Origin of the sequence: Nonomuraea rhodomycinica, from assembly GCF_013363995.1 — a bacterium.
GTDB classification, from domain to species: Bacteria; Actinomycetota; Actinomycetes; order Streptosporangiales; family Streptosporangiaceae; genus Nonomuraea; species Nonomuraea rhodomycinica.
Window position 1 is genome coordinate 461,044 of record NZ_JABWGO010000001.1, and the last position, 21,084, is coordinate 482,127.

A 21,084-nucleotide genomic window follows, 5' to 3' on the forward strand; every position below is an offset into this window, starting at 1 on the left:
ATTAACGATCGGGGGACGCCATGCTGGAGCGGCACGAGCTGGAGGCGTTCCTCACGCTGGCCGAGGAGCTGCACTTCGGCCGGACCGCCGAGCGGCTGCGGGTGTCCACCGCCCGCATCAGCCAGACCATCGCCAAGCTGGAGCGCCGCGTCGGGGTTCCGCTGTTCAACCGCACCAGCCGCCGGGTGGAGCTCACGTCGGTGGGGCGCGAGCTGTACGAGGAGACCCGGCCCGCCTGGGACCGGATCGCCGCCGCGTACGAGCGGGCCGTCGCCGCCGGGCGCGGCCTCACCGGCACCCTGAGCGTGGCGTTCGTCGGCGCGGCGGGCGGCCAGCTCCTCTCCGGGGTGACCGAGCTGTTCCGGCGGCGCAGGCCGGACTGCGACGTGCGGCTCCGCGAGGCGCAGATGGTCGACCTGATGCCCTGGCTGCGGGCCGGCGAGATCGATCTCGCGCTCGGCACCTTCCCCGTCGACGAGCCGGACATCGCCACCGGGCCGGTCCTCGTGTCCGAGGCGCGCATGCTCGCGGTCCCGGCCGGGCATCCCTTCGCCCGCCGGACGTCGGTCTGCCTGGAGGACCTGGCCCGGGTCAGGCTGCTCCAGCTTCCGGGCACGCTCCCCGCGTCCATGCGCGCGGACCGCACCCCGACCCTCACCCCCTCGGGGCGGCCGATCGAGCCGGGCCCGTCGGCCTCGACCTTCAACGAGATGCTCACGCTGGTCGGCGCCGGTCACGGCGTCTTCCCGGTCGGCGCGCACGCCCGGCGCTACTACGTCCGGCCCGACGTCGCGTACGTCCCGATCGACGACGCCCCGCCGCTGCGGTGGGGGCTGATGTGGCGAGCCGAGGGCGCCAGCGCGCGTGTGCGCGCCTTCGGCGAGGCCGCCCGCGACCTGGTCGCCGACGACGCCTGAGGGCCCAGGGCCTCGGCCGGTCAGCGCGGCGCCGTGAGGCCCTGGGCGGTGCCCACGCCGCGCAGCAGCGTGTCGACGACCCGTGTGGCCAGCGCGTCGGCGTCGCCGTCGCCGCTCTGTGCGGCCTCGTGGATGAGCGCGTAGTACACCCGCCGGGCCCAGCCGAGGTCGGCGTCGGCCCGCAGCAGCCCCGCCTCCCGCGCGGCCCGGAACACTCGCTCGCACTTCTCCTCCACCTCGGCGTGGACCCGTGCCGCCTCGGGGTCGGCGGTCAGGGCGCGGCTCATCGCGAAGCCCCAGTCGAGCTTGACCCGCAGCACGTTGGCCGTGACCTGGTAGAGGGCGACGAGCGGCGGCGCCGTCTCGGGGTGGGCGGCCTCGACCGCGTCGGCGAAGCGGCGGGTCGCCCAGGCGGCCATCGCGCCGACCAGCGCGTCGCGGGAGGCGAAGCGCCGGTGGACGGTGGTGCGGGCCACGCCCGCCTCCTCGGCGATCTGCTCCATGGTGGCCGCCGGGTTACGGCTGAGGACGCGTTCGGCGGCCTCGAGGATCTGGCGGACGGTCCGCTCGGCGTCCGACCGCAGCGCCCGCGTCGCTTCTGTCACGACAGAGAAGGCTACACCATCGTCCTCATTGACGATGGAGTTGCATCATTGATGTTGCATGTTCTACGGTTTCCGCATCACCGATGAAGCGACTAGTGATGGAGGACACCTCATGGATCTTCGACTGAGCGGGACGACCGCCCTGGTCACCGGCGCCAGCAGGGGCATCGGACTGGCCGTCGTGACCGCGCTGGCCGAGGAGGGCGTGCGCGTCGTCGCGGGCGCCCGCACCGTCACCCCCGAGCTGAAGGCCACCGGCGTGATCACCCTGACCGCCGACCTGTCCACGCCGGAAGGGCCCGCCGGGCTGGTCGAGCGGGCGCTCGCCGAGGTGGGCGAGCTCGACCTGCTGGTCAACAACGTGGGCGGCGGCGAAGGAGGCCAGGAGCAGGCCGGCGGCTTCCTCGGCTTCGGCGAGGAGCACTGGCTCCAGGCGTTCGACCTGAACTTCCTCAGCGCCGTCCGCGCCACCCGGGCCGCCCTGCCCAGCCTGGTGCGGCGGGGCGGCGCCGTGGTGAACATCTCCTCCATCGGCGCGCGGATGCCGCACTCCGGCCCGATCCCGTACACGACCACCAAGGCGGCGCTGACGGCGTTCGGCAAGGCGCTGGCCGAGGAGTTCGGACCGCAGGGCGTGCGCGTGAACACCGTCTCCCCCGGACCGGTCCGCACCGCGATGTGGGAAGATCCCCAGGGGTACGGCGCGGCACTCGCGGCCTCGCTGGGCCTGGAGCACGAGCAGCTGCTCGCGGGGCTGCCGTCCGGCATGGGGATGACGACCGGCAGGTTCGTCGGACCGGAGGAGGTCGCCGCCCTGGTGACGTACCTGGCCTCGCCGCGCGCCGCGAGCGTCAACGGCGCCGACTACGTCATCGACGGCGGAGCCGTCAAGACGGTCTGAACCTATCGCGATATATCGTCGTAACGGGAACAGGACGGCCGCTCCGCTCGGTTGAGCAGGACGGAACAGACATCCTGGGGAGAGTGAACGATGGCGGCACTGCGGACGGCACGGCGGATCCTCATGGGCGGGGCGGCCCTCGCGGCGGCGGGATGGGCGCTGCGGGACGTGCCCGCGGAACTCGGTGTGCGGCCCCTGCGGTCGGGGCCCGTGCGGGCGGAGCGGATCCGGCGCTCACCGCAGTTCAGGGACGGCGCGTTCGTCAACACCATGCCGGAGGCGACGACGCTGGTCAGCGCCCCGCCCGCGGGCATGCTGGGCGAGCTGGCCAAGGACCGCGACCAGCGGCGCCCGGCCGGCCCCGTGCCGCTGCGCGTGCCCCCGGCGGGCGCGGCGCCGACGTCGGGCGTGCGCGCGATCTGGTACGGCCACGCCTCCACGCTGGTGGAGATCGAGGGGCGGCGGGTGCTGTTCGACCCGGTGTGGAGCCGGCGCCCCTCCCCCTCGCAGCTCGTCGGGCCGAAGCGGCACCACCCGGTGCCGGTGCCGCTGGCGAGCCTGCCGCTGGTCGACGCCATCGCGATCTCGCACGACCACTACGACCACCTCGACATGGCGACGGTCCGCGGGCTGACAGCCACGCAGAAGGCGCCGTTCCTGGTGCCGCTGGGCATCGGCGCCCACCTGGAGCGCTGGGGCGTGCCCGCGTACCGGATCATCGAGCTCGACTGGGAGGAGGAGGCCGAGGTCGGCGGGCTGCGCTTCGTCGCGACGGCCGCCCGTCACTTCTCCGGGCGCACGCTCGCCCGCAACGACACGCTGTGGGGCTCGTGGGTGGTGGCCGGGCCCACCCGCAAGGTGTTCTACGCGGGTGACTCCGGCTACTTCGAGGGCTACCGCGGCATCGGCTCGCAGCACGGGCCGTTCGACCTGACGCTGATGCCGATCGGCGCCTACAGCCCGGCGTGGCCGGACATCCACATGAACCCGGAGGAGGCGGTCAACGCCCACCTCGACCTGGGCGGCCGGGTGCTGCTGCCGGTGCACTGGGCGACGTTCACGCTGGCGCTGCACCCGTGGGCGGAGCCGGTGGAGCGGCTGTGGCGGGAGGCCAAGGCCCGCGAGGTGTCGATCGCGGTGCCGCGGCCCGGCGAGGCCGTGGACCCCGACGCGGTGCCGGCCGTGGACGGCTGGTGGGAGACCCTGGTCTGAGCCGGCGACGGCTCGTGGAGGCCCCGGGCTGAGCCGACGACGGCTCGTGGAGACCCCGGGCTGAGCCGGTGACGCGGCAGTCGTACAGTCGCAGCATGAGCAACCTGGAGCGGGACCCCGGCGAGATCCGGTGCGGCGCGGCGGACGGCGGCGCCGCCGAGTCGCTCGCCGGGCGGGAGGTGCCGCTGGGCGGCCCGCGCGCGATGCGCGTGAGCAGGACACTGCCCGGCGTGCACCGCCGCATGATCGGCGCGTGGTGCTTCGTCGACGCCTACGGGCCCGAGGTGGCCGCGATGCGGGTGCCGCCGCACCCGCACACCGGCCTGCAGACCGTGAGCTGGCTGCTGTCGGGAGAGGTGCTGCACCGCGACAGCCTGGGCAGCCTCCAGGTGGTCCGGCCGGGGCAGCTCAACCTCATGACGGCCGGGCGCGGCATCTCCCACTCGGAGGAGTCGCGCGAGGACCTGCTGCACGGGGTGCAGCTCTGGGTGGCGCTGCCGGACGGCGCCCGGGGCATGGAGCCGGGCTTCGAGCACCACGCGGAGCTGCCGCGGGTGTCCGGGCCGGGCTTCACCGCGACGGTGATCATGGGGTCGTTCGCCGGTGCGACGTCGCCGGCGACGGCCCTCACGCCGCTGGCGGGGGCCGAGGTCGCCGTCTCGGGCGCGGCCGAGCTGCCGCTCGATCCCGCGTTCGAGCACGGGCTGCTGCTGCTCGACGGCGAGGTGGAGCCGCTGGAGCGGGGGCCGCTGCTGTACCTGCCGCCCGGCCGTACGGGCCTGTCCCTGAACGGCGACGGGCGGGTGCTGGTGATCGGCGGCGAGCCGTTCGCCGAGGAGATCGTGATGTGGTGGAACTTCGTGGGCCGCGACCACGACGAGATCGTCGCGTTCCGCAAGGAGTGGATGGAGGGCGACGGGTTCGGCGCCGTCGAGGGGTTCGACGGCGCGCCGCTGCCCGCGCCCGTCCTGCCCGGCACGCGGCTGCGGCCCCGGGGCCGCAGCCGCTGAGCTCACCGGCGGGGGTGCGAGAAGACGACGTCCATGTTCTCGCCGCCGGTCGGCACCGTGAGCAGCGTCCGCACCGGGGTCCCCGTGAAGTCGATCACGTGGATCTCGTAGCGGCCGCCGTCGGGGTTCGTCCAGCAGACCAGGTGCAGGTCGTCGTACCAGGTGGCCAGGCCCGAGCAGGGCGACTCGAAGCGGGTCAGCTCGGCGCCGGTCGCGGTGTCGTAGACGCAGTTGTCGCCGCTGACCAGGCCGGGACAGTTGGTGACGAACTTCTGGCCCGTGGGCGAGAACAGCGAGTCGGCGATGGCCGCGCCGACGTTCGGCACGCGGCGCACCCGCGTGCCGCCGGCGTCGAAGAAGCGCAGCGCCTGCTGCTTGGCGACGCTGGAGAGGGCGACGACGCCGGTGTCCCGCTCGTCGAAGCCGTACCGGATGCCGCGCAGCGCGCCCTCCCTGAGGGTGGCGACGCTGGCCTGCCGGGTGGCGACGTCCACGATGGCGAACCCGGTGGACTGCCACTCCGTGCCGGCGGCGCTGCCGACGTTGAGGAGGAGGCGGTTGCCGTCGCGGGACCAGGTCTGGACGTACGCGCTGAGCGGCTGACGCGAGGTGCGGATCGAGAACTTCTCGCCGGTGGCCTTGTCGGTGATGTCGACGGTGTCGTAGCCGCCGACGAACTGCTTGCCGCGGCTGGCCAGGTAGCGGCCGTCCGGTGAGAGGAGGGCCTCCCACGCCTCCGGATACTTCACGAAATTTCCGGTCAGCGAGTCGCGTGCGTAGTACACCCAGTTCTGCGTCTTGGGGTCGCGCAGCATGTACGTGGTCAGGCGCACCTTGTCGGCGGGCGACTCGAAGAGGGTGGCGGTCGTCCCCGGCAACGTGAGCCGGCCCAGGCCGGTGGTGGGGACCGGGGCGAGGCTCGGGGTCGCGGTGGCCGTCGCGGTGGCGGCCAGGGTGGGTGCGGGGCCGGGGTCGTCGCGCATCCGGACGACGGCGACGGCGACGACCGCGATGGTCGCCACCACGGCCACGGCGGCGGCGACACCGGCCACGACCATTCCCCTGCGCGGCCCCTGGGGGCGCGGCGCGCGGCTTCCCGGACCGCCGTACGGGGGAAGGGGCGCGCTCCCGGCGAGGGGCGCGCCGGGGGGAGGACCTTGCGGGCCGCCCGGGGGCGCGTAGGGGGGCCAGTTCTGGGGACGTCCTGGGGCCGCGTCGTACGGGGAGCCTTGCGGGCCCCCAGGACCCGAGCTCTGCGGAAAACGCTGAGGCCCGCCCGGACCGGCGCCGTGCGGGGGACTCTGGGGGGCGCCCGGACCAGCGCCCTGAGGCGAACCCTGCGGACCGCCCGGACCAGCGCCCTGAGGCGAACCCTGCGGACCGCCCGGACCAGCGCCCTGAGGGGAACCCTGCGGGGCGCCCGGACCCGAGCTGGGTGGTGGGCCGTAGGAGGGAGGCGGGCCGTGGGGTCCTTGCGGTGCCGCGCCAGGGCCGGCGGACGGCGTCCCGGCCTGGTCGGCCGTCCCGCCGTGGGGAGGACCCTGTGGCGGCTGCGGCCCCGAGCCTCCTGCCACCTGGGGCCCCACCTGGGAGGACGCCTGCGCCCCCGAGTGCGACGGCACCTCGGGCCCCGGACGAGAGGACCCCTGCGGGCCCGGGTGCGGCGCTGCCTGCGGGCCCGAAGCGGAGGAGACCTGAGGCCCAGGAGGCCGTGAGGACTCCGGCGGGCCGGGAAGCGGGGGCACCGGCGGGCCGGCGTTCACCACCGCCGCCGCCTGCTCCAGCTCCGGCGCCTCGGCGGACGACGGGCTCTGCAGCAACCTCATGATCACCTGCTCGGCCGTCGGCCGCCGCGCCGGATCCTTGGCCAGGCAGGCCGCCACGAGCTCGCGCAACGGCTCGGCGAGCGGCGTCAGGTCGGGCTCCGTGTACAGGACGCGCTGGATGATCGTGGGCACGGACGAGGCGGCGAAGGGCCCGGCCCCGCTGGCGGCGAACAGGATGGTGCTGCCCCACGCGAACATGTCCGCCGCCGGCCCCACGGCCTGGGCGAGGATCTGCTCGGGCGCCATGAACGCGGGCGTGCCGACCGGCATGGACGTGATCGTCGAGGTGGCGTCGAGCGCCCGCGCGATGCCGAAGTCGATGACGCGCGGCCCATCGGCGCCGAGCAGCACGTTCCCGGGGCTGAGGTCGCGGTGGACGATGCCGGCCTGGTGGATGGCGGCCAGCGCCGTCACGGTGCCGATGGCCAGCCGGTGCAGCGCCGCGTCCGTGCGCGGCCCGTCCCGGGCCACCGCCTCCTGGAGGGACGGCCCGTCGACGTACTCGCTCACGATGTACGGACGTTCGTCGTGGACGCCGGTGGCCAGCACCTTCGCCGTGCAGAACGGCGCCACGCGCCGCGCCGCCGCGGCCTCCCTCGCGAAGCGCTCCGCCGCGACCGCGTCCCCCGCCAGGTGGGGCCGCAGCCATTTCACGGCCACCCGGCCGCCCTCCCGGTCCTCACCGAGGTAGACGACTCCCTGACCGCCTTCTCCGAGCCGCCCCTTGATCTCGTAGCCTCCGAGAGTGGCGGGATCGCCCGGGTTGAGCCTGCTGATAGACGGCATGCCCAGATTATGGTCATTTTCCTTGCAGGACGCTTGCCTCCGCGGGCTTTGCCGGCCCACCGGTTCGGAGGACGGGCGCCCTGCTGCCGGGATGCCGGTCCCGGCAGCAGGGCCGCAGTGCTGTCGGGCCTCAGTAGACCGAGATGTGCGGGTGGTCGTAGTGGTTGGCGGTGGTGCCGCCGCGGTCGGACATCGTCCGCCACGTCCCGGTGCGCGAGTGCCAGATGCGCTGCCGGTAGATGATGTACATGATGCCCAGCCGCTTGGAGTTCTTGATGGCCCAGGCGGCGATCTCGTTGCCGCGCGCCACTTCGCCGGCCGTGGGCATGGAGCCGCCGCGGCTCAGCATGAAGTCGCACGCCCGGCCGAGCGGGTGCTCGCCGCCGTCCTGGATGGTGCGGTAGCAGCCGATGCCGAACGGCACGTCGAAGCGTTCCTGGATGAGGGTCTTGACCAGCCGCATCCGGGGCGTGATGTGGTCGGAGCCCTCGGGGAGCTGCGGCACCCAGGTGCCGTCCGAGCGCCGCACCCCGGGCGCCTGGTAGAGCTGGTCGATCTTGTCCTTGATCTTGTCGATCTGCTTGACCGCCTTGCCCTTGCGCTCGGCGAGGTCGGCCACCTGGTCCGCCAGCTCGGCGGCGCGGGCGGCCGCCTCGGCCTCGGCGCGCGCGTGCTCGTCCCTGACCTGGGCGAACCCGCTCAGCCGGGCGTGCTGCCGGTCGGCGAGGTGCTGAGCGAGGGCCAGCCTGCTCAGCAGCGTGTTCGAGTCCTCGGCCCCGGAGAGCACCACCTGGCCGACGGGCACGGCGCCGATGTACTGGGCGACGGCCATCGCGCGCAGCTCGGTGGACTCCCGGTCGAAGACCTCCTGCGCGGCGGCGAGCCGTTCCTTGGCGGCCTTCTCGGCCTTCTCCGCCTTCTCGCGGGCGATACGGCCGTTGTAGTAGTCGGTGATGAGCCGGTCCGACTCCTTCTGGAGCGCGGCCAGCTCCTTCTTGAGCTGTTCGACCGTGGGTTTCGGCGCCGCCATCGCGGGCCGGGGCTCGGCGCCCGTGATCGCGGCCCCGCCCAGCGTGCCCGTCAGGGTGAGAACCAGCGCCAGGGGGAGGCGGAAAGGTCTGAGCGGGCCGCGCCGCCGGTCGGCGGGGGACGCAACCGCCACGCTTCTCCTTCGGCCGTGCCGCAGGGTCGCGCCGGGGGGATTCCGTTACGGTCCGGCGAGCACCCTCTTACCGAGGGTAGATAGTAGGGGATCACACCGCTTCGCCGGGAATCAGCATATTTGCGGCTGACGGGGTGGCGGGGGCGAGGGCGCCGGTTCCGTCGGAGGGCCGGCCGTTCCAGATGGCGAGGGCCGCCGCCATCGCGGCGGCGGTGGCCAGGAGCAGCCCGCCCGCGACCGCCCGGCGGACGACGGGGCTCAGCGCGGACTGGAACGGGTCACGGCACCGCGCCGACGGCCTGCGCGACGAGTCAGGCGGGACGGCGGGGACGGCGCAGTCGGGCGCGAGAAGGTCATCGGGCGGGAGAGGTTCGCCGGGCCGGACAGGTTCGTCGCGCGCGAGAGGGTTGTCCTGCCGGAGAGGAACGTCGTACGGGCGAGCGCCGTCGTGCGGAAGTGCGCCGTGAGGAAGTGCGGCGTCCTCGGGTGCGTGGGGGACGTCGCGGCTTGGCAGGGGGGCGTCGCGGACCGGGAGAGGGTCGTCGCTGCCGGGGACCGGGGCCTGATGCGCGGAGGCGTCGCTGCCGGGGACCAGGGCCTGATGCGCGGGCGTGTCGTGGCCAGGGGCCGAGGCATCCTGCGCTGGGGTGTCGTCGCGTTCGGACGAGGGCGCCGCCCGATCCGGGAGCGAGCGGTACGGTACGGCTGCGTCCGTTGGCTCCGTCACGATGGCGGGGCACCTCCTGCTCGGATAAATCCGAAAAACGGCCCTTTAGATGGATAAAGATCCTTCCGCCGGGACGTTACCCCGCAGTGACGCGGCGTGTCGAGATGCGAACCCGCCGGAGTCGCGATCCATGCAGGATCGGCATGCGGGAGGGCATGCGCAATCGTCATGCGGGGTTGTCGTGCGGGGTCGGCATGCCGGACGACGATCCGGACGAGACGCTCGGAAGAAGTGATATCGAGGAACGGTCTCAGGCGGCCTCGGCGGCGGTGGCGAGCAGGTCGCGCACGTTGCGGGCGGCGGTGCGGCCCGCACGGTTGGCGCCGATCGTGCTCGCCGACGGGCCGTAGCCGACGAGCTGCAGCCGCGGCTCGGCCAGGACCCGGGTGCCGTCCACCGCGATCCCGCCGCCCGGTTCGCGCAGGTGGAGCGGCGCAAGGTGGCTCAGCGCCGACCGGAACCCGGTGGCCCAGATGACGGTGTCGGCCGCGGCCTCGGCACCGTCGGCCCACGCGACGCCGTCAGGCGTGAGCCGGGCGAACATCGGCAGCCGTTCCAGGGCGCCCTTCTCCAGGGCCTCGCGGACGACCGTCGTGTAACCGAGCCCGGTCACGGCGACGACGCTCTGCGGCGGCAGCCCGGCGCGTACCCGCTGCTCGACCAGGGCGACCGCCTCCCGGCGGGCGCTCTCGCCGAAGTCGTCCCCACGGAAGACCGGCGGCCGGCGGGTCACCCACAGCGTGGCCGCCGCGACGCCGGCCAGTTCCGACAGGACGTGGGCGGCGGAGTTGCCGCCGCCCACCACGACGACCCGCCGGCCGCGGAACTCCTCGGGCCCGCGGTAGGCGGCGTAGTGGAGCTGCCGGCCGCGGAAGTCGCGGGCGCCCGGATAGTACGGCCAGTGGGGACGGGTCCAGGTGCCCGTGGCGTTGACCACGGCGCGCGCCGCCCACTCCCCCGCGCCGGAGGTGACGGTCAGCCGCTCGCCGGGGCCCCGCGTGACGGCGGACACCTCGACCGGTCGAAGCACCTCCAGGCCGAGGTCGCGCTCGTAGGAGGCGTAGTAGGCGGGCACCACGGCGGCGGCCGGGCGCTCGCCGTCGGCCTCCTGCTCACGTCTGCTGCCCGGCAGATCGAACACGCCGTGGACCTTGTCCATGGTGAGGGTCGGTGACCGGTGCCGCCACGCCCCGCCGGGCCCCTCGGCGGCGTCCAGGACCAGGGGATCCAGGCCGAAGCGGCGCAGGAAGTACGCGCTGGACAGGCCCGCCTGCCCGGCGCCGATGACCACGACGTCGATCTTCTCCACGTCCCCTTCCAACCACGCGCCCGCGACACCTCTTCCCGCCTCGACGAGCCCGTCAGGAAACCTGGCGGAGCGTGCCGCCGACGGGCAGAGTTCCGCCGAGGCGAGCCCGCTGGAGCCGACCCGGGCAGCCACGCCCGCCAGCGTCATGGCGCCGTCCTTCCCACCCGTGCCCGTCGTGCTGGGCGAGCTCGGGGCGGACGCGGCGGGCCATCTCGCGGGCCGGGGGAGCGTCATGCCGCCCGCCGCCCTGGCCATCTCCGTGTCCCCGGCATGGCCTCGTCGCGCAAGCCGTATCGCAGTCCTGCGCGAGCGGCCTAGTCATACAAGCCGTCGTGTCGTCCTTGGGCCGTCCTGTTGTTCGCCGCTGGCTCGGATGTCATGCGCTAGCCGGCGTCCTCGGCGGCGCCTGGCGTGCCCGTCGTCCTCGCCGCCTCGAGGAAGCGTTCGTACACCGCGTCGTAGGCGGCGGCGAGGGCCGGGTCGCGCGGCTCGGCCTCGTGGGGCAGGACCGGCACGTCGTCGAGGGAACCGCCGGCCTGCCCGGCGACGAGCGCGGCTCCCGCGCACACCGCGTCGCGCGCCCGCACCACCTCCACCGGCGGCACGGACACCGCGGCCTTGATGCGCATCCACAGCGGGATCCTGACCTGCCCGCCGAACACCACCAGCCGCTCCACCGCCGTCCCCGCCACGGCGGTGAGCTCGGCGAGCGTCCAGCGCGTGTGCAGGCAGGTGCCCTCGATGGCGGCGGCCAGCAGGTCGCCGGCCCCGTGATCGGCGTCCAGCCCGGCCAGCGTCAGTCGCCTTCGCGGGTCGGGTGCCGGGGCGGCGCGCCCGCGCAGGTACGGCTCGGCGACGATACCCGTGGGCAGCCGCACGCCCTCCAGCAGGTGTGGCAGCACCGCGTACCTGTCCCGCATCCGAGACCCGAAGCCAGAGCTCGAGTCAGACTCCGACCCCGATCCGAAGCCCGAGCCCGAACCTGAGCCCAAGCCGGAACCAGCGCCGGGGTTGTCCCCTGCCGCGGTCCCGGAGAGAGACGCTGAGCCAGACCCAGACCCAGACCCAGAGTCAGAGCCGGAGGCGAGGAGATCGAGCAGCCAGTCGAGCAGCGCGCCGCTGCTGGACAGGCCGCCGACGAGCACGACGTGCCGCCCGTCGAGGGACGGGTCGGCCGTGATGCCGAGTGCGAGGCCGGTCCGGGCGTCCGGCGGCGCCGCGGCCGGCACCATGACGGCCTCAGCCGTGCCCAGCGAGTCGCCGGCGTCGCCGGGACGGCGGACGCCGGCGGCCCAGCACCCCACCATGTGGTCGTGGCCGGCGATCACCACAGGCGTGCCGGGGATCACACCGTCGAGGCCGGCCACCGCCCGGCCGACCGGCTCCACCGCCCCCGCCACCGGCGGCAGCACCTCGGAAGTGAGCCCCGCGAGCGCGAGCAGGTCCGGGTCGTAGGCGTGCCGGCCCAGGTCGTAGGCGAGCGTGCGGGCGGCCAGCGTCTCGTGGGTACGCAACGCGCCCGTGAGAGCGTTGGCGACGGCGTCGGGCGCACCCGCCCACCAGCGCATCCGGTCCAGCACAGCGGGCTCGTGGCGGCGCAGCCACAGCCACTTGGCCAGCGGCGTCTTGGCGGTGGCGCGATGCCCGGTGACCTCGAACAGCGTCACCGCGTCGCGGGCCAGCTCGGAGGCCTCCTCGGCGCCCCGGGGGTCGGTCCACCACACCAACGGGGTCAGCGGCCGGCCCTCAGCGTCGAGCGGCACGCCGGTCTCGGCCATGCCGGTGACGCCGATCGCGTCGGGCCGGTGTCCGGTCCGGGCCGCGCACTCCGCCAGCCCCTCGCGTACGGCCGCGACCAGGGCGGGCAACTGACGCGGGGTCGGCCGGCGGACCTCGGCCAGGCACCGGCCGTTCTCGTCGTGGAACCCCACCTTGACGTGCGTCGTCCCGACATCCACCCCGGCCAGCGTGCGCATGGCCGGGAGCCTACGCGACGCCGACCCCCACGTACCGAGACCCAGCCGTGCGTACGGGCCCCAGACCCAGCCCCCTGCGTACAGAGCGCTGCGTACAGAGGGAGGAGAGGGCGGCACGTACGGACCAAAGAGCAGGCGGCGCGTACACACCGAGGAGCGGCCGGCGCGTACGGAGCGCGGCCGCCTCCCCCGCCACGTCATGACCGGCACCGCCAGCTCGCTGTGAGCAGTCTGTCTGGGTCGCCGTGGCAGAACGGCTCAAGGGCATCCGCCGCCCGGCGCGGTAGCCCAGCCCGGCGCGACAGCCTGGCCAGGCGGAATAGCGCGTCTGGCGCGGCAGGCTGGCCGGGCGGGGGCAGGCCAGCCGGGCAGGAGCAAACCGGCCACGCAGGAGCAGGCCCGCAGGAGGGGCATCGCGTGGCGCGGCAGCACGTGGCGGGGACAGCGCGTGGCTGGGCAGCACGCCTGGGGGGCAGCACGCCTGGGGTCGGGCAAGGGGCGCAAATGGTGACGTCGCGTCGATCTTGATGGAGGCGCGTGGCCGGGCTCCATGTCAGGCTGTACGTACCCATGAGCAGAGATGTCGTACGACCGACGGGGGAGACCGGTGCTGCACGTCAACCACGCCACGACCGCCGCGCCCGGTGGCGCCAACGAGGACTACCTCGTCACCGGGCCGGCCTGGATCGCGGTTCTCGACGGAGCGACGGCGCCGCGGGGCGTCGACTCCGGGTGCGTCCACGATGTGCGCTGGCTGGTCCGCACCCTCGCCATGGCCGTCGCCGCACGCATCGAGGAGCCCTGGCCGCTGACGCGGGTCCTCGATGAGGCCATCCATGCGACCATGCGCGCCCACGGCGGCGGCTGCGACCTTCTCAACCCCGACTCGCCCTCGGCCACCATCGCCATCGTCCGGCGCACCGGCGACCACGTCGACTACCTCGTCTTGTGCGACTCCCCCATCGCCATCCGGCGTCGGGACGGGTCCGTCACCGTCGTCGCCGACGACCGTCTGGATCATCTGCCGGGCGGACATCCCTACCGTCTGGAGCTGATCCGGTCGCTGCGCAACCAGCCAGACGGGTTCTGGGTGGCCTCCACCGCGCCGCACGCCGCCGCCGAGGCCCTGACCGGCTCCGTGCCGGTGGCCGACGTGACGGGGATCGGCATGTTCACGGACGGCGTGACGAGGCTGGTCGAGTGGTACGGCCGGTCGTGGGAGCAGGTGCTCGACACGCTGACCGAGCGCGGCCCGGCGAGCCTGCTCGCCGACGTCCGCGAGGCCGAGCTCGCCTACGGACCGCCGCGACCGGCCAAGGTCCACGACGACGCCACCGCCGCCTGGATTCTGCCCATCCCCGCCACCTGACGGCCACCACACCCCTGACAAGCCACCAACCCACCACCACACTCCCGCGACTCACCGCGATCCCGGAACCGCCGCCCCCAGGCCGCGGTCATGTGCCTCGGCAAGGTCGTCGTGAGCGGCGCCATGGACGAGGTGTGGGCGACCCTCCCACCCGTAGAGGTCCACCGCGATCCCCCACCAGTAGAAGTCCACGGCGATGCCTCCGGCCCGTAGAGGTCCACGGCGATGCCTTCGGCTCGTGAACGCGGGTCCTGATGCCGACCTCCCCAATCGTGGATGACTGGCGCCCTCGGCGTTGGACTCCCAGCGGGGCCTCGAGCCTGGACGGGTGACGCGGCCCCGAGCGCGTACGCCCGGCGCGGCCCCGAGCGCGTACGCCCGGCGCGGCCTTGAGCGTGGACGCCCGGCGCGGCCCCGAGAGTGGACGGGCGGCCTGGTGCCAAGAGCGGACAGCCGGTGTGGTGCCGAGCGTGGGGAGACCGTGCCGACGGCGATGTTCCCTCACCGTTGTCTCCCCCTTCAGGCTGCCGTTTCCGTACGCGCCGCCGGCGGCCCCAGGATCATGCCCGGGACGAGCAACCGGCACCGATCGACCGGGACACGGGTCACCCGGTCGCCTGTCGCTTCCCCGGAGCCGTCCCGACCGCGATGACGACGGCGGGCGACACGGCCGCCGCGTGAAGGAGTGATCCATGCAAGGCAAGATCCTGTCGGTGCTGGCGGCCGGAGCCGTCCTGGCCGCGGCCGCGTCGACCGCGACCGGCACCGCCGCCGCGAACGCCGTGACCAGTTGCGCGGACGCGCCGGCGACCCCCGTGACCACCGGCGCGGTGTTCAACGATCCGGCGGGCGGCGACGGGGCCGCCATCGTGACCATGCTCTGCGGGCTCGTCAAGCAGACGCCCGCGGGAGGGCGCATCCAGGTCGCCCACTTCGTCATGTCGGGCAGGGCGGGCACCGAGTTCGCCGGCGAACTGGTCAAGGCCCATCGGCGCGGCGTCGGCGTTCAGGTCATCCTGGACGGCGACACGCGCGGCGCCGCCGTGGCCCGGCAGCTCACGGCCGAGCTGGGCACCGACACCTCGGCCGGCTCGTGGACGCACGTCTGCACCGGCCCGCCGTCCGGCGGCACCGCCGCGTGCATCGGGAACAAGGGCCAGCACAACAAGTTCTACCTGTTCTCCCGCACGGGGACGGCCTCCGACGTGGTGGTGCAGTCGTCGGCCAACCTGACCGACCTCAACTCCACGACGTACTGGAACAACGCGGTCGTGCTGCCCGGCAACAAGCGCCTGTACGCGGCGTACGCCGGCTACTTCGCCGACCTGGCGGCCGAGCGCAAGAACCCCGACTACTACCGCGTCACCACGACCGGCGGGCCGGGCGGCTCCGTACGCGCCCACTTCTTCCCCCGCGCCGGCACGGACGCCACCACCGACCCCATCGTCGAACACCTCGACAAGGTCTCCTGCGAGGGCGGCACGACGATCCGCGTCGGCATGTCGGAGTGGGACACCTACCGCGTCGCGATCCCGGAGCGCCTGCGCGACCTGGCGGTCCGCGGCTGCACCGTGCGGATCGTCTACGGGATCATGGCGGACGAGGTCAAGCGGCTCCTGCTGGCCGAACCACGCGTCGAGCTGCGCGTGCTCGGCGACGGCGGCGCGCTGCCCGGCCGCGTCCACTCCAAGTACCTGCTCGTCGAGGGCTCCTACGACGGCGACCGGGACGCCCACTGGGTGTTCACCGGCAGCCACAACTACATCGAGACGTCGCTGCGCCGCAACGACGAGACGCTGCTGCGGCTCAACGACAGAACCATCTACCAGCAGTACGTGGCGAACTTCGAACGCATGCGATCGGTCGCTCCGGTCGCCTCCTGACTTCCTCGGGACGGCGTGGCCGCACGGGTCCCGCCGTCCCGGGGCCGGGTGGGGCGCGTTCGCCGCCCGCGTCCCGAACCTTCAACCACGCTCCAGCACGTTCATCCGCCCTCCCCGACCTTCACCCGCGTTCCCGAACCTTCACCCGCCCTCCCCGACCTTCGCCGCGCTCCCGCACCTTCGCCCGCGTTCCTGCACCTTCATCCGCCCTCCCGCACCTTCACACGCGCTCCCGCGCCTTCACCCGCGCTCCCGCGCACCTTCATCCGCGTTCCCGGACCTTCATCCGCGTTCCCGGACCTTCAGCGGCCGGTCGCCCGTTCCCCTACTCGAGACCTGCGGGTCTCGTCAGCGGGTGGAGAAGGCGACGGCTGTCGTGGAGGCGATCAGGGTCGTCACCACCACCATGACGAGCACCGATCCGAGGGGGCTGTGGCGCTTGCGGGCCGGGGCGGCGGCCGGCTCGCGCGGCGGATGGGCCGCCACGCGGGCGGGCGTGGGCTCCGGTGTCGGCTCCGCCTTCGGCGAGGTGGTCGCGGACGGCTCCGGCGCAGCGGCGCGTACGGTGTGCCGTGCCGGGGTGCGGACCGGCGCCGAGCTCGGCACCGGGGCGGCACTCCGCGTGGGCGCGGGGCGGCGTGTCGGCGTCACCCGGGGCGTGGGGGCGCGGGTCGGGGCGGGCGTGGCGGTGGGCGACGGGGTGACCGTCGGGGCGGGCACGGCACGGGCCCGGCCGCAGGAGCCGATCTCGACGCTCACCACCGGCGGCACGTCCACGCAGACCGGCCCGGGAGGCGGGCCGCAGGAGCCGATGTGGACCAAGGCCACCGGCAGGTCGGCGCACACGGCCAGGCCGCCGCCTCGCCGGCCGTCTCCCGGGTCGTCGTCCCGGTCGTCTTCCCGAGTGCCGGCCCCGACCCGTACCCCGGCGATGTCGACGAGCGGCTCCCCGCCGCTCCTCGCGCGCCGGGCTCCGGTCTGGTCGCCGGGGTCCCGCTCGCGGCCTGAACCGCCCACCGACGTGTGGACGTCGACCAAGGCCCTCGGCTCGGCGGCGCCGCCGCCCCGGCTGCCGCCCGTCACCCCTGCGAGGCCGCCGGGGTCGCCCCGCCTGCCGGTCGTCGCCTCCGCGCCGCCCCGCCTGCCGGTCGCCGCCTCCGCGCCGTCTCGGTCGCCGTCGTCGCCCCGGCTGCCGTCCGTCGCCTGCGCGAGGCCGCCGGGGTCGCCCCGGCCGTCGCCGTCCGCCGGCCCGCCCGCCGCCGCGGGGCCGCTCCCCCGGCCGTCGTCGTCGCGCATGGCGGCACGGGTGAACAGCGGCGCCGCCAGCGGACCCAGGGCCGCCGCCGCCGCGAAGGAGCCCCTCGGCGACTCCGAGCCGCCCGTCGGAGAGACTCCCGCATGCAGGCCGCCCGTCGGAGAACCTCCCGCAGACAGACCGCCCGTCCGAGAACCTCCCCCGGGCAGGCCGCCGGCCGTCATGGCGCTCCCGGGCACGGCGTCTCCCCAAGCTCGCGCGCGCGGAATGCCGGCGCGACCGGCCGGGGCAGCGCCGCCCGCGAGGACGCGCGTCCCGGCGAGCCCGGTCGTGCCGGAGGCGGCCGCGGGCGGGGCCCCGGCGGCCGTCTGCGCGGTGAAGGGGGCGGCCGCGGCCGGGACGCCCACGTACAAGGCCAGCAGCGTGCCGGACAGGAAGAGCTGCGTGCGCCGGGCGCCCACGGTCACACGCCTCCGCCGATGCGGGCGAACTCCTGCAGCGCCGCCTTGAACGCGTCCGGCCCCACCGCCAGCGGTCCCGCGAAGACGTGCGAGATGTCCCACGTCAGGTAGGTGCCGAAGCCCAGCAGGGCGGCCATCGCCACGAGCGGGGCGAGCGCCATGCCGCGCGGCCGGGCCCCGGCCAGGAACGGGAAGACGATGACCACGATCCCGGTCAGGATCGTCAGGAGCAGCAGGCCGGGCGGCGGGGTGGCGGCGGCGTCGGCGGCGCGCTGGGAGCGGGCGGCCGACACGGCGGCCACGTGGTCGAGGACCGCGTCCTTGGCGTCCTTGGCGTCGTCGTCGTCCGTCGCGATGGCGGCGACCCGGGCGCGCAGGGCGTCGAGCCGCTCCGTGCCGACCGGGTGCATGCGCCCCTGCTCCATGGCGGGCCACTCGTCGCCGACCACGAACGTGACGTAGTCGCGCAGCCCGGCGCGGACGAGGCCGGGGGCGGTGCCGGGCAGCGCGGCGGCGGCCCAGTAGGCGTCGACCGCGGCCTGGCTCTCGGCCTGGGCGTTCTGCCGGGCGGCGTCGGCGGTGGTCCACGGCACGATGACGGCGATCGCGAAGACCAGCAGGAACAGCGCCGACAGCATCGCGCCGGCGTGGCCCGCCGAAGGACCGTCGGGCTGGCGGTCGTCCTCACCGCGGCCCGTCATCCTGTACACGAGCGCGGTGAGCGCCACCACACCCACCGCCGCCGCGATCGCGAGCGCGTACGCCACCATAACGATCTCCTGTCGCCTGCCGGATACGGAACGTCACTTGACTATCACAGTCCGCGTTCAAAGATGAAGTCGTGATAACCGGAAAGCAAGGATCGGCGCCCGGCGGGGTCGTGCGCGGCGCGCGGCTGGACGGATCGACCGCGACGCCGTTCTGACTGTGCCATTCGTCCAGGCGCGCCCTCGTTGTCAGAAGAAGAGCAGGATCATGCCGCGCGTGGAGAACAACCTTCTGAACGGCCGCAGGTTCGTCATGGTGAGCTCGACCGCGAGCGCGGTGGACCCCGAGCAGCCCACCGCGTTCCGCTACTGGGAGTCCGACGGGGTGGTGTGGGGGGACTACGAGGGCGACACCGTCACGGTGGGGCGTTTCGTCGGCAGCCGCGAGGGCGACGTCGTGACCATCTCGTACGTCCACGCCCTGAAGGCGGGCGGCAGGGCCGGCGGCCAGAGCGTCAGCCGGGTCGAGCGCGAGGACGACGGGCGGCTGCGCCTGGTCGAGGAGTTCCAGTTCGAGGGGGACGACACGCGGCACGTGAGCGTGTGCACCGAGGTGCCGTCCGCCTCCTGATCAGGTCAGTCGTCCTTGCGGAGGGCCGCACGGCCCTCCGCCGCGCCGACGAAGCGCATCTTGCCCAGGGGCACGTCCCCCTGCGCCTCCTGCGGCATCCGGCGGACGGGCCGGTTGGCGCGGGCGTCGCGGTCGCTCGGCAGCACGTACGGCCGCCTGAGCACCTCGTCCAGGATGAACACCGTCTCGGTGGCCTTGACGGCCGGGATGTTGGCCAGCCGGTCCGTGACCATGGTGTGGACCTCGGCCACGTCGGCCACCCGCACCTGGATCATGGCGTCGTGCTGCCCGGTGGTGATCGCGCAGTACTCGACCTCCGGCATGCGGGCCAGCTCGGCCCGGAACTGCCGCCACATCTGCTGCCGCACGGTGACGAAGATCAGGGCGGTGATGCCCAGGCCGGTGCGGACGTGGTCGATCTCGGCGGTGAACCGCTTGATGACGCCGTCCGCGCGCAGCGCCTCGAAGCGGGTGTAGGCGTTGGCGCGGGAGATGCCCACCCGCTCGGCCAGCGCCGACACCGAGATCCGGCCGTTCTCGCGCAGGACCTCGAGGATCTTCATATGGACCGAGTCGAGCTCGAGGCCGATGCCGATCCGTCCAGGCGGGCCGCCAGGCCCGCCACCATTCCTGGAAATATCACTCATTGTTACCCCTTGACTATTTATATACGTCTCGGGGACCACACAGGTCCTGGACGTTCTGCCGGACAATCCTGGACACCTTTCGACTGATCGTCCAACTGGAGGACCCTATGGCGACCCGCTCGCAGACGGCGGCCGTACTGCTCGCCGGTGCACTCGCTCTCGCCGCCTGCGGCAGCGGCGGCTCCGGGAAGAGCAGCGGCAGCGGCTCCACCGCGCAGGGCGGCGGCAAGACGCTGGTCATCGACACCTCGTTCGACCTCAAGACCGCCGACCCCGGGCGCACCTACGAGCCGACCGGGCTGATCATCGGCAAGGCCGCGTACGAGACGCTGCTCACCTTCGAGGGCTCGGACGTGACCAAGCCGGTCCCGGCGCTGGCCGAGTCCTACGAGCTGTCCGAGGACGGCAAGGTCCTCACGCTCAAGCTGAAGAAGGGCGCCACCTTCGCCGACGGCTCGCCCGTCACGGCCGACGACGTGGTGTTCTCGCTGACCCGCGTACGCGACATGAAGGGCACCCCGTCGTTCCTGCTGGACGGCGTCGAGGTGGCCAAGACCGACGACTCGACCGTCACGCTGACCTCGAAGCAGGCCAACCCGGCGCTGCCGTACATCCTGCCGAACCCCGCGCTCGGCATCCTCAACAGCAAGCTCGCCAAGTCGCACGGCGCCACCGCCGACTCCCAGGACAAGGCCGAGCAGTACCTGAACTCCTCCTCCGCCGGCTCGGGCCCGTACCAGATCGAGTCGTTCAACGTGAGCAGCCAGGTGGTGCTCAAGAAGAACGACAAGTACTACGGGACCAAGCCGTTCTACGACAAGGTCGTCATCCGCAACGTCGAGGCCGCCACGCAGAAGCTCAACGTGCAGCGCGGCGACAGCCAGGTGGCGCTGAACCTGTCGGGCGACCAGGTCACCGGCATGCCGGCGAACCTCTCGGTCAAGAAGACCGCCTCCGCCAACGTCATCTTCCTGTTCGCCAACCAGGACTCCGGCATCAGCAAGACCACGCCGAACCCCAAGTTCGTCGAGGCCGTGCGCAAGGGCGTCGACTACGCGGGCCTGCTGGAGCTGGCCGGCGAGGGCGCGACGCAGACGCCGGGCGTGATCCCGTCGCAGCTGCTCGGCGCGCTCGGCGCCGACCAGGCGACCAAGCGGGACGTCGCGGGGGCCAAGGCGGCGCTGGCGGCCAGCGGCCTGTCCAACCCGACGGTCAAGCTGGAGTACCCGAGCGAGCTGACCGTCAACGGCCTGTCGTTCCAGCCGCTGGCCGAGCGGATCCAGGCCAACCTCAAGGAGGTCGGCATCACCGTGGACCTCCAGCCGGCGCCGGTCACCACGGCCCTGGACAACTACCGCAACGGCAAGGAGGAGATGGGCCTGTGGTACTGGGGCCCGGACTACCCGGACCCGAGCGACTACCTGGCGTTCCTGCCCGGCAAGACGGTCGGCCTGCGGGCCGGCTGGAAGGAGGACGCCGACAAGGCGGCCTCGGCCGCCGGCGACAAGGCCGCGGCGGCGGTCGGCGAGGACGCGCGCAAGCAGGCGTACGCCGACCTGCAGAAGCAGCTCAACGCCTCCAGCCCGTTCGTGCCGCTGATCCAGCCGAGCCAGAACATCGTGACCGCCACCTCCGTCACCGGCCTGGAGTACCACCCGGTGTGGACGGTGGACGTCGCCGACCTGGCCGGCAAGTGAGGC

General features: G+C 73.8%; 16 protein-coding genes. 8 read left to right on the top strand and 8 right to left on the bottom strand.

What is annotated here, in order from left to right; translation table 11 throughout:
• Nucleotides 1-20 precede the first annotated feature (20 nt).
• Nucleotides 21-917 carry a LysR family transcriptional regulator gene (locus tag HT134_RS02275; protein ID WP_175598569.1) on the top strand — a complete coding sequence of 299 codons (897 nt, stop codon included), beginning with the start codon at nucleotides 21-23 and terminating at the stop codon, nucleotides 915-917.
• A 20-nt stretch (nucleotides 918-937) separates the two neighbouring features.
• Here HT134_RS02275 and HT134_RS02280 read toward each other — a convergent pair whose 3' ends face one another.
• The gene (locus HT134_RS02280; protein WP_312887924.1) at nucleotides 938-1,522 is read right to left on the bottom strand and encodes a TetR/AcrR family transcriptional regulator; all 585 of its coding nucleotides are present in this window, start codon (nucleotides 1,520-1,522) and stop codon (nucleotides 938-940) included.
• A gap of 112 nt (nucleotides 1,523-1,634) precedes the next feature.
• Here HT134_RS02280 and HT134_RS02285 point away from each other — a divergent pair, with 112 nt between their 5' ends.
• The 3 genes from HT134_RS02285 to HT134_RS02295 all read left to right on the top strand — a co-directional run bounded on the left by HT134_RS02285 (nucleotide 1,635) and on the right by HT134_RS02295 (nucleotide 4,645).
• Nucleotides 1,635-2,423 carry an oxidoreductase gene (locus HT134_RS02285; RefSeq protein ID WP_175598570.1) on the top strand — a complete coding sequence of 263 codons (789 nt, stop codon included), beginning with the start codon at nucleotides 1,635-1,637 and terminating at the stop codon, nucleotides 2,421-2,423.
• Between the two features lie 90 nt (nucleotides 2,424-2,513).
• Nucleotides 2,514-3,635, top strand: coding sequence for an MBL fold metallo-hydrolase (locus HT134_RS02290; protein ID WP_175598571.1), 1,122 nt, complete (start codon nucleotides 2,514-2,516; stop codon nucleotides 3,633-3,635).
• A gap of 95 nt (nucleotides 3,636-3,730) precedes the next feature.
• Entirely contained in the window at nucleotides 3,731-4,645 is a 915-nt protein-coding gene (locus tag HT134_RS02295) for a pirin family protein (protein WP_175598572.1), read from the top strand.
• Between the two features lie 2 nt (nucleotides 4,646-4,647).
• On the opposite strand, the gene HT134_RS44570 is transcribed toward HT134_RS02295, so the two are convergent.
• The 4 genes from HT134_RS44570 to HT134_RS02315 all read right to left on the bottom strand — a co-directional run bounded on the left by HT134_RS44570 (nucleotide 4,648) and on the right by HT134_RS02315 (nucleotide 12,431).
• Nucleotides 4,648-7,257, bottom strand: coding sequence for a serine/threonine-protein kinase (locus tag HT134_RS44570; protein WP_217707145.1), 2,610 nt, complete (start codon nucleotides 7,255-7,257; stop codon nucleotides 4,648-4,650).
• 130 nt (nucleotides 7,258-7,387) lie between these two features.
• Nucleotides 7,388-8,419 carry a coiled-coil domain-containing protein gene (locus tag HT134_RS02305; protein WP_175598573.1) on the bottom strand — a complete coding sequence of 344 codons (1,032 nt, stop codon included), beginning with the start codon at nucleotides 8,417-8,419 and terminating at the stop codon, nucleotides 7,388-7,390.
• 977 nt (nucleotides 8,420-9,396) lie between these two features.
• Complete coding sequence (locus tag HT134_RS02310; protein WP_175598574.1) at nucleotides 9,397-10,602, bottom strand: FAD-dependent oxidoreductase; 1,206 nt, start codon at nucleotides 10,600-10,602, stop codon at nucleotides 9,397-9,399.
• A 236-nt stretch (nucleotides 10,603-10,838) separates the two neighbouring features.
• Nucleotides 10,839-12,431 carry an FGGY-family carbohydrate kinase gene (locus HT134_RS02315; protein WP_175598575.1) on the bottom strand — a complete coding sequence of 531 codons (1,593 nt, stop codon included), beginning with the start codon at nucleotides 12,429-12,431 and terminating at the stop codon, nucleotides 10,839-10,841.
• Nucleotides 12,432-13,011: 580 nt separating this feature from the next.
• Here HT134_RS02315 and HT134_RS02320 point away from each other — a divergent pair.
• Nucleotides 13,012-13,800, top strand: coding sequence for a protein phosphatase 2C domain-containing protein (locus HT134_RS02320; RefSeq protein WP_175598576.1), 789 nt, complete (start codon nucleotides 13,012-13,014; stop codon nucleotides 13,798-13,800).
• Between the two features lie 692 nt (nucleotides 13,801-14,492).
• Nucleotides 14,493-15,683 carry a phospholipase D-like domain-containing protein gene (locus HT134_RS02325; RefSeq protein ID WP_217707146.1) on the top strand — a complete coding sequence of 397 codons (1,191 nt, stop codon included), beginning with the start codon at nucleotides 14,493-14,495 and terminating at the stop codon, nucleotides 15,681-15,683.
• Nucleotides 15,684-16,031: 348 nt separating this feature from the next.
• On the opposite strand, the gene HT134_RS02330 is transcribed toward HT134_RS02325, so the two are convergent.
• Together HT134_RS02330 and HT134_RS02335 are read right to left on the bottom strand one after the other, a co-directional pair.
• Nucleotides 16,032-17,405 (bottom strand): hypothetical protein, encoded by a 1,374-nt coding sequence (locus HT134_RS02330; protein WP_175598577.1) that lies wholly within the window; start codon nucleotides 17,403-17,405, stop codon nucleotides 16,032-16,034.
• A complete protein-coding gene (locus HT134_RS02335; RefSeq protein WP_175598578.1) occupies nucleotides 17,402-18,169 on the bottom strand; it encodes a bestrophin-like domain in 768 nt (255 codons plus the stop codon). Before HT134_RS02335 ends, HT134_RS02330 begins: the two co-directional genes overlap by 4 nt.
• A 214-nt stretch (nucleotides 18,170-18,383) precedes the next feature.
• On the opposite strand from HT134_RS02335, the gene HT134_RS02340 reads away from it, so the two are divergent.
• On the top strand, nucleotides 18,384-18,737 hold the full coding sequence (locus HT134_RS02340) for an avidin-fold protein (protein ID WP_312887925.1): 354 nt from the start codon (nucleotides 18,384-18,386) through the stop codon (nucleotides 18,735-18,737).
• A 5-nt stretch (nucleotides 18,738-18,742) separates the two neighbouring features.
• Here the strand turns inward: HT134_RS02340 and HT134_RS02345 are convergent, their stop codons facing one another.
• Nucleotides 18,743-19,384, bottom strand: a complete 642-nt coding sequence (locus HT134_RS02345) for an Lrp/AsnC family transcriptional regulator (protein ID WP_175598579.1) — start codon at nucleotides 19,382-19,384, stop codon at nucleotides 18,743-18,745.
• A gap of 107 nt (nucleotides 19,385-19,491) precedes the next feature.
• Here HT134_RS02345 and HT134_RS02350 point away from each other — a divergent pair, with 107 nt between their 5' ends.
• Nucleotides 19,492-21,081: an ABC transporter substrate-binding protein gene (locus HT134_RS02350; protein WP_175598580.1), complete on the top strand. Its 1,590-nt coding sequence runs from the start codon at nucleotides 19,492-19,494 to the stop codon at nucleotides 21,079-21,081.
• Nucleotides 21,082-21,084 lie beyond the last annotated feature (3 nt).

Coding starts and splice junctions, on each gene's coding strand:
- HT134_RS02275 (WP_175598569.1), top strand. CDS start 21: ATGCTGGAGCGGCACGAGCTGGAGGCGTTCCTCACGCTGGCCGAGGAG.
- HT134_RS02285 (WP_175598570.1), top strand. CDS start 1,635: ATGGATCTTCGACTGAGCGGGACGACCGCCCTGGTCACCGGCGCCAGC.
- HT134_RS02290 (WP_175598571.1), top strand. CDS start 2,514: ATGGCGGCACTGCGGACGGCACGGCGGATCCTCATGGGCGGGGCGGCC.
- HT134_RS02295 (WP_175598572.1), top strand. CDS start 3,731: ATGAGCAACCTGGAGCGGGACCCCGGCGAGATCCGGTGCGGCGCGGCG.
- HT134_RS44570 (WP_217707145.1), bottom strand. CDS start 7,257: ATGCCGTCTATCAGCAGGCTCAACCCGGGCGATCCCGCCACTCTCGGA.
- HT134_RS02310 (WP_175598574.1), bottom strand. CDS start 10,602: ATGACGCTGGCGGGCGTGGCTGCCCGGGTCGGCTCCAGCGGGCTCGCC.
- HT134_RS02315 (WP_175598575.1), bottom strand. CDS start 12,431: ATGCGCACGCTGGCCGGGGTGGATGTCGGGACGACGCACGTCAAGGTG.
- HT134_RS02320 (WP_175598576.1), top strand. CDS start 13,012: ATGTCGTACGACCGACGGGGGAGACCGGTGCTGCACGTCAACCACGCC.
- HT134_RS02325 (WP_217707146.1), top strand. CDS start 14,493: ATGCAAGGCAAGATCCTGTCGGTGCTGGCGGCCGGAGCCGTCCTGGCC.
- HT134_RS02335 (WP_175598578.1), bottom strand. CDS start 18,169: ATGGTGGCGTACGCGCTCGCGATCGCGGCGGCGGTGGGTGTGGTGGCG.
- HT134_RS02345 (WP_175598579.1), bottom strand. CDS start 19,384: ATGAGTGATATTTCCAGGAATGGTGGCGGGCCTGGCGGCCCGCCTGGA.
- HT134_RS02350 (WP_175598580.1), top strand. CDS start 19,492: ATGGCGACCCGCTCGCAGACGGCGGCCGTACTGCTCGCCGGTGCACTC.